Source organism: Lentilitoribacter sp. JB5-8, from assembly GCF_055693385.1.
The window spans coordinates 2,224,695-2,236,080 of the sequence record NZ_CM146332.1 but is presented as its reverse complement, the minus strand read 5'-3'; the positions used below and the strand labels follow the sequence as shown (position 1 = coordinate 2,236,080).

The window sequence follows — 11,386 nt, the reverse complement described above, 5'->3', positions numbered from 1 at the left end:
GAAATCCTGAACGGGGCGTTGATCGCCCCGTTTGTTTTTTCATTCGCAACGGTGGCCAACAAGGCTGCAATAAAGATCTCGCATGTTTGCATTTATCGCACGTCGCTTAGCTCAATCCATACTTGTCATGGCCGTTGTGTCTGCTGTGGCTTTTTCATTATTCAACTTCGTTGGCGATCCGGTCAACAACATGGTGGGGCAAGACGCAACACGCGAACGTCGAGCTGAAATCCGTCTACAACTTGGTCTCGATGATCCAATTCCTGTTCAATATGTGCGCTTTATAAGCAATATGTTGCAGGGCGACTTTGGCGTTTCCTATCGCATTAAACAGCCAGTTGATAAATTGATTATGGAACGTCTACCAGCAACTCTGGAACTCGTTTTCGTATCAGCGATCATTTCACTCATTGTGGGTATTGTGGCGGGTGTTTATACCGGTATTCATCGAAATTCCTGGATATCGCGAAGTATTTTATCATCATCGCTCATCGGTGTTTCGCTCCCCACCTTTATCATTGGTATTGCGCTGATTTATATATTCGCCGTGCATTTAAGATGGCTCCCCTCCTCGGGTCGCGCTGGCACGATAGATTTTGGCTGGTGGAAAACATCGCTTTTATCGCTAGAAGGATGGCGCTCGATCTTGCTGCCTGCCATTACGCTCAGCCTTTTCCAGCTCACCATGATTTTGCGCCTCGTCCGCGCTGAAATGATGGAGGTTATGCAAACTGATTTCATCAAATTTGCCCGTGCACGCGGATTATCCGAACGCGCCATTAATTATGGCCACGCACTTCGCAACACACTGGTTCCCGTGATCACCATCATTGGCCTAAACATCGGTGGATTGATTGCCTTCTCAGTTATCACAGAAACGGTTTTTCAATGGCCAGGTACTGGCTTGATGTTCATTCAAGCAGTTGATTTTGTTGATGTGCCTATCATGTCTGCATATCTGGTTTTTGTCGCCATCTTGTTTGTGGTGATCAACCTTGTTGTGGATCTGCTTTATGCAGCAGTTGATCCGCGTATTCGTATTGGGAATGGATAAATCATGACAAATTTAAACCCATCTCAAAACTCAACGCGATTTGCGCGTTTTATGGATAGCGATGTACTGCATTCATTCCTGCGCTCACCATCTGCGATGATTGCAGCGTTTATTACGCTTATATTCATATTAGCTGCATTATTTGCACCTCTGATTGCGCCATATAACCCATTTGATCCTGCGCAGATTTCATTGTGGGATGGAAAGCTTCCACCGAGCTTTGCTGGTGGCGATGAGCGCTACTTGCTGGGCACTGATAATCAGGGACGCGATATGCTCTCCACCATTTTATATGGCGGTAGATTGTCAATCATTGTGGGCCTTGCTGCGGTATTCCTAGGCATGCTTTTAGGCGTTACGCTTGGGATTGTTTCAGGTTATCTTGGCGGCTCATTCGATGCTATTATTATGCGGATTGCAGATGTTCAATTGACCATCCCAGGTATTTTGCTAGCGATATTGATTAACGGTATCGGCCGCGCATTTTTACCTGTTGATGTGCGTGATGAATTTGCCATCTATGTGGTCATTATAGCGATTGGTCTATCGGACTGGCCGCAATTTGCACGAATTACGCGCGGGGCAACTCTTGTTGAAGCTAACAAGGAATATATCGCCTCTGCTCGGGTCATTGGCTTGCCATCGTGGTTGATTATGATGCGTCATTTGCTGCCCAATGTGTTACGCCCGGTTTTGGTGCTGGCAACGCTTGGTTTGGCCACAGCAATCATCTCTGAAGCCACATTGAGCTTTTTGGGACAAGGTATTCCGCCAACCACACCATCGCTTGGTACGCTAATCCGCGTTGGTAATGAGTTCTTATTCTCAGGCCTCTGGTGGATCACCCTCTTCCCAGCGATTGCTTTGGTAATCTTAGTGTTCTCAGTCAATTTATTTGGCGACTGGTTGCGCGATGCGCTCAACCCGAAATTACGGTGATCTATGTCTGAGTTATTAAAAATCACTGATCTTAATGTTGAGTTTGTGACCCGCCGCGGCACGATTAAAGCTGCACAGGATATCAATCTAACGGTCGCTCCCGGTGAGGTATTAGGCCTTGTGGGTGAATCTGGCGCGGGTAAATCAACCATCGGCAATGCAATCGTTGATCTATTGGAGCATCCTGGTCGTGTGGCGGGTGGTTCAATCATGTTCCAAGGCGAAGAATTGCGCGGGCGAACAGAAGATGAAATGCGTTCAATCCGCGGTGATCGTATTGGTATGATTTTCCAAGATCCGCAAACAGCGCTCAATCCTTTGATGACGATTGGCGATCAGCTGATTGAGACGATCATCAAAACACGTAAATATGATCAAAAGCGCGCTCATGAATGCGCAATTGAGCTGCTCGAAGGTGTGGGCATTGATAATGCAAAAGTGCGTTTGAAAGCCTATCCGCACCAGTTTTCAGGCGGTATGCGCCAGCGTGTTGTGATCGCGCTTGCGCTTGCTGGCAAGCCTGAATTGGTCATTGCTGATGAGCCGACAACCGCGCTTGATGTATCTATTCAGGCGCAAATTCTTGATCTGATCAAACAGCTTTGTGAAGAGCGTCAGCTTGGTGTGATCATCGTTACCCATGATATTGGCGTGATTGCATCAATCGCAACGCGCGTTGCTGTGATGTATCGCGGTAAGATCGTTGAAACTGGCAAAGTTGCGCAAATTTTAGGTGATCCGCAACACGAATACACCAAAGCGCTCATTTCAGCGGTTCCGCGCGCTGACAAAAAATACCACCGATTTGAAGCGGTGGATTATATTGAAGGCGGCGCAACGCGTAAGCCGATTGATATCGCCACGCATTGGTTGGGCAAATCACGCCATCAATCTGAAGATGATACGCCGGCGATCTCGGTTAAAAACCTCAACTTATCCTTTACGCTGCAAAACGCGCTTTTGAAGAAAAATCGCAAGATGCTGCGCGCTGTAAATGATGTGAATTTTGATATCAAACAGGGTGAGACATTTGGCATTGTGGGTGAAAGTGGCTCCGGCAAAAGCACAATCGCGCGACTGATTGCGGGTCTTTATACCCCTGATCAGGGTGAAATTTCTATTCAGGGTCAAAGCGTGCTGGGAAATCAGCGAGACGCCAATATAAAAATGGCACGCCGTAAATTGCAGATGATTTTCCAAGATCCATATTCTTCTCTGAATTCGCGATTGAACGTTATGAATATCGTCGCTGAACCCATTCGTTTTTATAAACTGACAAGTTCTGAGGCTGAAACCCGCCAAATCGTTGGTGACTTGCTTGATCATGTTGGTTTGGGTGCTGCGGTTGCTAATCGCTATCCGCATGAGTTTTCAGGCGGACAACGGCAGCGCATATCGATTGCGCGTGCGTTGGCAACACGGCCGCAGATCCTGATCTGTGATGAGCCGACTTCAGCGCTGGACGTATCTATTCAGGCACAGATTTTGAACCTGCTTAAAGACCTGCAGGAAGATTTGGGTCTTACCATGTTGTTCATCAGCCATGATTTACCTGTTATTCGCCAAACATGTGATCGAATTGCTGTGATGCGCTCAGGTCAAATTTGCGAGCTTGCAGAAACCGAAGAGCTGTTTAACAATCCTCAACACGAATATAGCCAGCATCTGCTTGGATTAATGCCGAAGCTCGATCTTTTGGGATAAAAGCGCAGTGGATGTGGCACAGGAATGCCACACCAATTTATTTTATTTAATCAATGCCAGGTTCAATAAACGTAGCGCTTGCGTGTGTGCGCTGTATATTTTACTGCTTAATCAAACAGGAGTGCTCTGCCGATGAACAAATAAGTCTTTTCAATTCTTCCCGATGCGCGAACCAAGCGCAGATAAAGACTTATATTCAAAGGAGCATTTCATGCATCCCATTATTTATGACGTTGCCGTGTCGATTGACGGTTTTATCGCAGGCCCTTCTGAGGACGTGTCTGAGTTTCCCCATACTGGTGCCATTGTTGAGGATTACCAAGCGCGATTGCAAAATTACAAAACCTGCTTGATGGGCCGGAAAACTTACGAATTCAGCTATCAACATGGACTTAAACCGGGACAAAACCCCTACCCGCATATGCACTCAATTGTGTTGTCAGAGAGCATAGAATTGCCCGATGCTGCTGAGGTGGAAACATTAAGCTGCGTAAGTAAAACAGCTATTCAAACCGTCAAAGATCAAAGCCAAGGCGATATCTATCTTTGCGGTGGTGGTGAACTTGCAAGCTGGATGTTGTCCAATCAGCTAATTGATATCTTGCGAATAAAACGCGCACCCATCTTACTGGGATCGGGTGTGGCATTATTCGGGGTGGTTGATCAAAAGGTTGAGCTTAACCTGAAAACAGAAACCAGATATAAAAATGGTGCTTTGTTTCAAGAATTTAAGCTCAATTATTGAGAAATTGATTCCGGGAATTTTGACACGCTCAATATCAATTAAGGTTTAGGCATCTGCTGTGTTACGCAGTGGATGCTAACGCCGATTTCACTCAAATTATCGGTTGATCATCACACGCTTTCAAACGAACTAGACCAACAGTTTGATGAACTCGCGTTCACCCGCATCAGAAAAATCTATAATGCGCGAGCCTTCTTTTCGTTTTGCCCAACCAAGGTCCAACACGCGGGTTAACATAGCGGACCCAAGCGCACCGGCGAGATGCGAACGCCGCGAGCTCCAATCCAAACAGGATTTACACATTGGGCGTTTGGTTTTAATCAATGACGTAATATCGATACCAAAATTGCCCACGAATGCGGTTCCCTTGGGCGTGAGACCAACGATCTCGCCCTGCTCCACCAGATATTGCCGAGCGATCATTTGATCATACATATAAACGCCAAGATCACCGGCCAAATGATTGTAGCACACCCGCGCTTTACGCAAGGCTTCATCCTTTGGCCCTGTATGCACACGCAATAAGCCACGTTTTGCTGCAAGACCCGATATCGCTTCAATCATGTCGGCAACATCGTGATCCGCAATGACATAATACTTATGTCGTCCGCTTTTGGTGGGGCTGATAAGCGCTGCGTCTTCGAGCTTTTTAAGATGCGCGCTTGTGGTTTGCTTGCTCACGCCTGCTTCAAGCGCAAGTTCAGTTGCTGTGAGCGCCTTGCCGCACATGAGTGCAGTGAGGATATTGGCGCGTGCAGGATCGCCGATCAGCGAGCCAATGAGCGATATGTCCGGTCCTTCTTTCATAGCAGCAAGTCTAACGCAGCGATCAGCTTGCGGCAACACCTGATAGTTCGTTAACGGACGAACTATATTTCAACGCGATAGACAACCTCAAATCAGGTTGTGATACGAGATGGCGCAAAATGACATCCGAAGGCTTATGGATATGTCTGAAACTGTCTCTTTGGTAGAAGAAAACTGCGATATTGCGGATGGAGAATTTGTGGCATGAGCAGACACATTTGATCTGGTTTTTTCAAAGTTCAACCCATGTTTTTCCTGAGAATGTGCAGGGTTTAAAGATGATCAAATAGATAGTTTTTAACAAGATAGAATAGTGCCAATTCTGGTGACACCTAATTACCCAGACGTGAATGGTTCTCTTTAAATTCAGACTTTGTGTCACTTGGAACGATTTGTAGAAATTGCAATCCAGGAAGAGGAGTTATTTTGTGATCGAGTTATTTATACTATTGGGAGGAATAAATATGTATAAATCAATATTGGCCGCAATAATTGCTGCAGGAATGACCTCAACTTCAGCGGTTGCTATGGATCAGCCGCCACTTGTTCCACAACCAAGCCCACAGCAAGTTGTTGATGAGCATTTGGACGCGTTGAACAAATGTGACTGGAACCGCCTGATGGCTCAATACCCGCCAGAGGTGATGATTATCATAGCAGATGGCGTATCTTTCAGGGGTCAAAAAGCTGTTGGCGATCTATTTGCCGGTTTCTGCAAAGATCCCGCAGATGGTGGCCTGAAAGGTCTTCAGTTTACGACATTGGAGACATTCACAGTAGAAGGAACTTTGAATGTGATTTGGGAAGCAGATGCACCATTTCTTGCAGAGCCCTACAAAGGTGCGGATGCCTATGTGACGAAAGATGGTTTTATGTTTGCTCAGGTTACAACATTTGATGGCTCAAAGTTGAAAATGAAAGAATAGAAATTATCAATTGATAATTTAATTATTACTTACTTAGGAATCCCGGTTTGAAATCCGATTTCAAACCGGGTTTTATAACGTCAAAAACCCACGTAAAACTCTTAAAAATTAACGCCAGCTTTCAGCTGTGCTTCTACCATTCGTAAATCCACATAAAAACGCCGGCCTGATGCCTAAAATACTCGTTTATGAAGCGCTGAGATCAGCCCTTAAGATGACGTTTCACCCCGATAGACAGCCTCAATATTATGACCATCTGGATCAATAAAATAGGCTGCGTAGTAATTCTCGCCATATTCTGGTCGCGATCCTGGAGCTCCATTCGAAGTCATGCCCAGTTCCATTGCTTTATCATGAAAATCGCGGACCATTTGCGCGCTATCGGCTTGAAAAGCCAAGTGCAACTTTTCAATATCTTGGGTTGCTGGCACCAGACCAAATTCCCAACTTGTTTTACCAAATCCAACCGCATCAGCATCAATGAAAACTTGATCAATACCAAGTGTTGCTAACACCGGTTGATACAGGTTTTTGAACGCTTCAACATTTGAAACAGGAAGATTGAAGTGATCAATGATGGCCAACTAAATCTCCCAGATGCTTAAACAAACACATCAATTTCTTCTTGTTCACCAACCCCAAAGACACGTTTATATCGATCAATCTGATCCTGCGGGCCCATGGCTTTGCGAGGATTGTCGGATAGTTTAACCGTTGGCTGGCCATTTGCAGACGTGGCTTTACAAACGAGTGAAAACGGAGCCAAGGCATTATCTTCAACAAGATGTTTGAAATCATTGGTCAGCATAGTGCCCCAACCAAAACTCACCTTACAGCGATGCGCGAATAGATCGTGCAAGCGTTTGATTTCAGGTGCATCCAACCCATCTGAGAAGATCAATAGTTTTTCTTTTGGGTCTTCCCCACGCTTTTCCCACCATTGAAGCGCATATTCAGCCACGTTTTCAGGATCACCGCTATCAATGCGAATACCAGTCCAGCTGGTTAGCCAATCCGGGGCATTGTCCAAAAAGCCGCGCGTGCCATAAGTATCAGGCAAAATGATACGCAAATTGCCTTCATGCTCAGCCTGCCAATCGCTCAAGACTTTGTAAGGCGCTTGCGCTAATTCTTCGTCACCATCGGCAAGCGCTGAATAGACCATGGGTAATTCATGGGCATTTGTACCAATCGCCTCAAGTTCATGACGCTTTGCAATCAGGCAGTTTGATGTGCCAACAAATTTCTCGCCCAAGCCCTCTCGCATCGCTTGTACACACCAATCCTGCCACATATGCGAATGGCGGCGACGGGTGCCGAAATCAGCAACGCGTAAATTCTCAACCTGGCGTAAATCCTCGATCTTTTCCCAAAGTCGCGTCATAGCGCGCGCATAAAGAACCTGCAGCTCGAATTTACCCATGCCTTTAAGTACAGCACGCGAACGCAGTTCCATGATCACTGCAAGTGCTGGAATTTCCCACATCATCACCTCAGGCCAAGACCCTTCAAAGGTCAATTCATATTGATCGCCGCGGCGTTCAAGATGATAGGCGGGCATTTTTAAAGCTTCAAACCATTCCATAAAATCAGAACGGAACATTGAGCGCTTACCGTAAAACATATTACCGCGAAGCCATGTGCTCTCCCCGCGCGAAAGCGACAAGGTGCGGATGTGATCAAGTTGTTCGCGCAACTCACCCTCATCAATTAGATTTGCAAGCGGCACATGCTTAGAACGATTGATCAAATTAAACGTGACATTGGCTTTTGGATGATTGCGAAATACGGTTTGCGCCATCAACAGCTTGTAGAAATCTGTATCAATCAAGGACCGGACAATCGGATCAATTTTCCAGTTATGATTATAAACGCGGCTGGCAATATCGTGCATAAAATGATCCGATCTAATAGGTAACGTGAGCAGACCTTATAGCAAGCTGTTGGTTTAATTTGCAAACTCTGTCTTAAAGTTTCGCAACAGGTTGTAAAACGAGGCGAGTTCATCTGGCCAAGATCGCAAAACCATGCTCAAAACATTGCGATATGTATAAACAACCAAGCTGTTTTCGTTTTGAAAAATTTGAATTAATTGCGAAGTAATTACTTCAATATTCCTCAATTTAGCGGTGCCATACTGCATCATTTAAGGCATATCACTATGTAATTCCGCACAAACGGAGTTTGTTAAGTTGTCGACAGAGACACAACCGGAAAAGATTTTTATAGAACGGGCGTATCGAACCCGAACCTATAAATCGGCCTTTGTTTACAACGAAGGCGGAGGTGGCAAACGTGCGTGTATTTTAAAAAATGTCTCAGATACGGGTGCTTTACTTCATATTGAAGATGTCGGCGGTTTGCCGCTATTTTTCAAAGTTAGTGTTGAACTTGATGCATATCAGGTTGAAGCCAAGTGGATTTGGCGCAAGGATATACGCTTAGGCGTACAATTTCAGGGACCGTTGGAGCAATTTAAATCAACACGGAAGCAAGTTCTTCAGCTTTCTGACGACCCAATCCTTGCCGGTGAACCAAGCGTTCGTGGTGAAGAATATATCAAGATACCTGTATCTGAACATCATGGGCAGTTATTCAAGAAGATTGATGATCAACAGCAAAGAGCTAATCTAAGACGACTTAAACAAAGACGTTCAACTGGATTTGGCAAACGCTAATCAAATAAGATTTACATCCAGCGTCGAACACGGTTTTTGTAATCCAGATATTCCTGCCCAAATATGGTTTCAAGCGCCTCTTCTTCAGGCTCAATCTGCACTTTATTGATAATTACAACGAACACAGGCGCAGCGATGATGACCAAAAATGTGCCGAAATATAGTCCTGATCCTATGATCATCAGCAACATTGCCAAATACATTGGATTGCGAGAATAACGATTGATCCCATCGGTGACGAGCGAGGACATTTGATCAAGCTTATTCGGCTGGATTGTCGTTCTGTGTCTGATGTAGCGTAATACGGTCATAAGAAGAAGAAAAATGCCACACAAAATAAAAGCGTAAGCGAGCAGATATTGCTCACGAAATTGAAAAGTTGAAAACGGTAAAAATCGCGCACCATAGTGCATCCCAATAATGGCTAAAAACATATAAACGGGTGGCGGGATATGCATATTCTTACCTCAAAAAACAGTGTTGTGCACACCATACTTAAAACGCGCTTGCATTCGGATCAATAGAGCGCTACCCGCAATTATATGAAACATTATGACGTTGTGATAATTGGCGCTGGTGCCGCGGGAATGATGTGTGCGATCGAAGCGGGCAAACGTGGAAGATCTGTGTTGATCATTGATCACGCGAAAAAAGCGGGTGACAAAATCCGCATTTCAGGGGGTGGACGCTGCAATTTCACCAATTTAGACACCAAATTTGACCGCTTTTTATCACAAAATCCACGCTTTTGTATTTCAGCGCTTAAGCGCTACAGCCAGCACGATTTCATCAAACTGGTTGAGAAACATGGTATTTCCTATCACGAAAAGACATTGGGCCAATTGTTTTGTGATCATTCCGCGCAGGATATTATCACCATGCTGCGCAATGAGATGGATGCAGCTGGTGTTGAACTTCAACTGCAAACATCTGTTAAGCGCATCACACATGATGACACCTATTGGATCACGCTCGATCATGATGAAGTCACCGCCACATCTTTGGTGATCGCTTCGGGTGGTAAATCGATACCCAAAATGGGCGCAACAGGGTTTGGTTATGATATTGCTCAGCAATTTGACGTGCCTTTAACCGATATCCGCCCTGCTCTCGTGCCACTAACATTTTCCGATGAAACGCTTGATCGCGTTAAACCATTGTCTGGGGTCAGTGTTGAGAGTTCTGTAAAGCACCAAAAGACGGTATTTGATGAGGGTTTGCTCTTTACCCATCGTGGCCTTTCCGGCCCTTCCATCCTACAGATTTCCAGTTATTGGCGTGAAGGCGATGAGGTCACCGTTAATCTCGCACGCGGGCAAAATATTGCCGAGAAGCTTAAATCTTTGCGCGGTGAAGCTGGCAAACAATCGATCACAAATGTATTGGCGCGTCTCATCCCTGCAAAACTTGCTCATATGATCATAGAACAAACAGGTTTGAGCGGAAATCTTGCGGATCAATCCAATGCAAAACTTGATCTCATTGGCAATTTGATCAACGCTTGGACAATTAAACCTGCAGGTTCTGAGGGGTATCGCACCGCGGAAGTGACGCTTGGCGGTGTTGATACATCCGCGCTAAATGCCAAAACCATGGAAGCAAAGCACCAAAGTGGACTTTATTTCATCGGTGAAGTGGTCGATATCACTGGCTGGCTCGGCGGATATAACTTTCAATGGGCTTGGAGCAGCGGCTGGGTTTGCGGACAGGCCTGTTAGGCGCCCATTCTTTTAAGTTTGCAAGTTTTGTAGGCAAAACTATGCGGGTGGCTTGGTCATCTGCTTGGGTTTGCGGACAGGCTTGTTAGGTGCGAGTTGTTTTTTCTCTTTACATATTGTATATACATCATATGCGTTGTTACGTTGACAGCCCGGTAATAGCGCGAGGATTCGGGGTAACGCTGAAGTCAACACAGCGTCAAAAATCCGTTTAGTAGAACTCTAAGCGGAGCATGAAAATGCAATTCGAGTGGAATGAGGTAAAACGCCGCGAAATATACGGCGAACGCGGTGTAGATATATTAGAAGCAGCATTGATTTTTGAAAATCCGGTGCTGACCAAACAAGACGACCGCCGAAATTACGGTGAGACGAGATTAATCTCGCTGGGCATGGTTGATGATAAGGCCTTTATTGTGGTTCACACAGAACGCAATGGTGTTACCCGGCTCATAACAGCGTGGAAAGGTGGAAAACGTGAACGAGAAACCTACAAAAAACACATCCGAAACCGCTACTCTTGAGGATATCCGAAAGATGAAAGATGTTGGCGCGCTCAAGCCTGCAAGAAAAACGACAATCGCATCGGAAGAATTGCCAGAAGGGTTTTGGGACGATGCTGAAATTATTGAACCCAATACCAAAACCGCAATTAGTCTCCGTGTTGATGCCGATGTGCTTGAATATTTCAAAAGTCAGGGTAAAGGCCACCTCACACGAATGAATGCCGTTCTACGTTCTTATGTGGAAGCACAACGCTCAAGATAGCTTGCGCCGTTAATTTGACCTAACAACGCGACTCTGATTGATCAAGT

General features: G+C 45.5%; 13 protein-coding genes. 9 read left to right on the top strand and 4 right to left on the bottom strand.

Going from position 1 to position 11,386, the window contains the following annotated elements; all coding sequences use genetic code 11:
- Positions 1-82: 82 nt before the first annotated feature.
- From ACZ1GZ_RS10945 to ACZ1GZ_RS10930, 4 genes are all read left to right on the top strand, one after another.
- A complete protein-coding gene (locus ACZ1GZ_RS10945) occupies positions 83-1,054 on the top strand; it encodes an ABC transporter permease (RefSeq protein WP_472664914.1) in 972 nt (323 codons plus the stop codon).
- 3 nt (positions 1,055-1,057) lie between these two features.
- Positions 1,058-1,993, top strand: a complete 936-nt coding sequence (locus tag ACZ1GZ_RS10940) for an ABC transporter permease (protein WP_472664913.1) — start codon at positions 1,058-1,060, stop codon at positions 1,991-1,993.
- A 3-nt stretch (positions 1,994-1,996) separates the two neighbouring features.
- Entirely contained in the window at positions 1,997-3,697 is a 1,701-nt protein-coding gene (locus ACZ1GZ_RS10935; protein WP_472664912.1) for a dipeptide ABC transporter ATP-binding protein, read from the top strand.
- A 211-nt stretch (positions 3,698-3,908) separates the two neighbouring features.
- Entirely contained in the window at positions 3,909-4,442 is a 534-nt protein-coding gene (locus ACZ1GZ_RS10930) for a dihydrofolate reductase family protein (protein ID WP_472664911.1), read from the top strand.
- Positions 4,443-4,571: 129 nt separating this feature from the next.
- Here ACZ1GZ_RS10930 and ACZ1GZ_RS10925 read toward each other — a convergent pair whose 3' ends face one another.
- Positions 4,572-5,249, bottom strand: a complete 678-nt coding sequence (locus tag ACZ1GZ_RS10925) for an ArsR/SmtB family transcription factor (RefSeq protein ID WP_472664910.1) — start codon at positions 5,247-5,249, stop codon at positions 4,572-4,574.
- A gap of 464 nt (positions 5,250-5,713) precedes the next feature.
- Here ACZ1GZ_RS10925 and ACZ1GZ_RS10920 point away from each other — a divergent pair, with 464 nt between their 5' ends.
- Positions 5,714-6,175: a nuclear transport factor 2-like protein gene (locus tag ACZ1GZ_RS10920; RefSeq protein ID WP_472664909.1), complete on the top strand. Its 462-nt coding sequence runs from the start codon at positions 5,714-5,716 to the stop codon at positions 6,173-6,175.
- Positions 6,176-6,384: 209 nt separating this feature from the next.
- Here the strand turns inward: ACZ1GZ_RS10920 and ACZ1GZ_RS10915 are convergent, their stop codons facing one another.
- The gene (locus ACZ1GZ_RS10915) at positions 6,385-6,759 is read right to left on the bottom strand and encodes a VOC family protein (RefSeq protein ID WP_472664908.1); all 375 of its coding nucleotides are present in this window, start codon (positions 6,757-6,759) and stop codon (positions 6,385-6,387) included.
- Between the two features lie 17 nt (positions 6,760-6,776).
- A complete protein-coding gene (gene pncB / locus ACZ1GZ_RS10910) occupies positions 6,777-8,069 on the bottom strand; it encodes a nicotinate phosphoribosyltransferase (RefSeq protein ID WP_472664907.1) in 1,293 nt (430 codons plus the stop codon).
- A gap of 298 nt (positions 8,070-8,367) precedes the next feature.
- Here pncB and ACZ1GZ_RS10905 point away from each other — a divergent pair, with 298 nt between their 5' ends.
- On the top strand, positions 8,368-8,853 hold the full coding sequence (locus ACZ1GZ_RS10905) for a PilZ domain-containing protein (protein WP_472664906.1): 486 nt from the start codon (positions 8,368-8,370) through the stop codon (positions 8,851-8,853).
- A gap of 11 nt (positions 8,854-8,864) precedes the next feature.
- Here the strand turns inward: ACZ1GZ_RS10905 and ACZ1GZ_RS10900 are convergent, their stop codons facing one another.
- Entirely contained in the window at positions 8,865-9,311 is a 447-nt protein-coding gene (locus ACZ1GZ_RS10900) for a methyltransferase family protein (RefSeq protein ID WP_472664905.1), read from the bottom strand.
- Between the two features lie 84 nt (positions 9,312-9,395).
- On the opposite strand from ACZ1GZ_RS10900, the gene ACZ1GZ_RS10895 reads away from it, so the two are divergent.
- The 3 genes from ACZ1GZ_RS10895 to ACZ1GZ_RS10885 all read left to right on the top strand — a co-directional run bounded on the left by ACZ1GZ_RS10895 (position 9,396) and on the right by ACZ1GZ_RS10885 (position 11,339).
- The gene (locus tag ACZ1GZ_RS10895; protein ID WP_472664904.1) at positions 9,396-10,571 is read left to right on the top strand and encodes a BaiN/RdsA family NAD(P)/FAD-dependent oxidoreductase; all 1,176 of its coding nucleotides are present in this window, start codon (positions 9,396-9,398) and stop codon (positions 10,569-10,571) included.
- A gap of 239 nt (positions 10,572-10,810) precedes the next feature.
- A complete protein-coding gene (locus tag ACZ1GZ_RS10890; RefSeq protein WP_472664903.1) occupies positions 10,811-11,095 on the top strand; it encodes a BrnT family toxin in 285 nt (94 codons plus the stop codon).
- Entirely contained in the window at positions 11,049-11,339 is a 291-nt protein-coding gene (locus ACZ1GZ_RS10885) for a BrnA antitoxin family protein (RefSeq protein ID WP_472664902.1), read from the top strand. Before ACZ1GZ_RS10890 ends, ACZ1GZ_RS10885 begins: the two co-directional genes overlap by 47 nt.
- The last annotated feature ends 47 nt before the right edge of the window (positions 11,340-11,386 follow it).

Bases quoted from the DNA above. Each gene is read 5' to 3' on its own strand.
- ACZ1GZ_RS10945 (WP_472664914.1), top strand. From the start codon at position 83: ATGTTTGCATTTATCGCACGTCGCTTAGCTCAATCCATACTTGTCATG.
- ACZ1GZ_RS10940 (WP_472664913.1), top strand. From the start codon at position 1,058: ATGACAAATTTAAACCCATCTCAAAACTCAACGCGATTTGCGCGTTTT.
- ACZ1GZ_RS10935 (WP_472664912.1), top strand. From the start codon at position 1,997: ATGTCTGAGTTATTAAAAATCACTGATCTTAATGTTGAGTTTGTGACC.
- ACZ1GZ_RS10930 (WP_472664911.1), top strand. From the start codon at position 3,909: ATGCATCCCATTATTTATGACGTTGCCGTGTCGATTGACGGTTTTATC.
- ACZ1GZ_RS10925 (WP_472664910.1), bottom strand. From the start codon at position 5,249: ATGAAAGAAGGACCGGACATATCGCTCATTGGCTCGCTGATCGGCGAT.
- ACZ1GZ_RS10920 (WP_472664909.1), top strand. From the start codon at position 5,714: ATGTATAAATCAATATTGGCCGCAATAATTGCTGCAGGAATGACCTCA.
- pncB (WP_472664907.1), bottom strand. From the start codon at position 8,069: ATGCACGATATTGCCAGCCGCGTTTATAATCATAACTGGAAAATTGAT.
- ACZ1GZ_RS10900 (WP_472664905.1), bottom strand. From the start codon at position 9,311: ATGCATATCCCGCCACCCGTTTATATGTTTTTAGCCATTATTGGGATG.
- ACZ1GZ_RS10895 (WP_472664904.1), top strand. From the start codon at position 9,396: ATGAAACATTATGACGTTGTGATAATTGGCGCTGGTGCCGCGGGAATG.
- ACZ1GZ_RS10890 (WP_472664903.1), top strand. From the start codon at position 10,811: ATGCAATTCGAGTGGAATGAGGTAAAACGCCGCGAAATATACGGCGAA.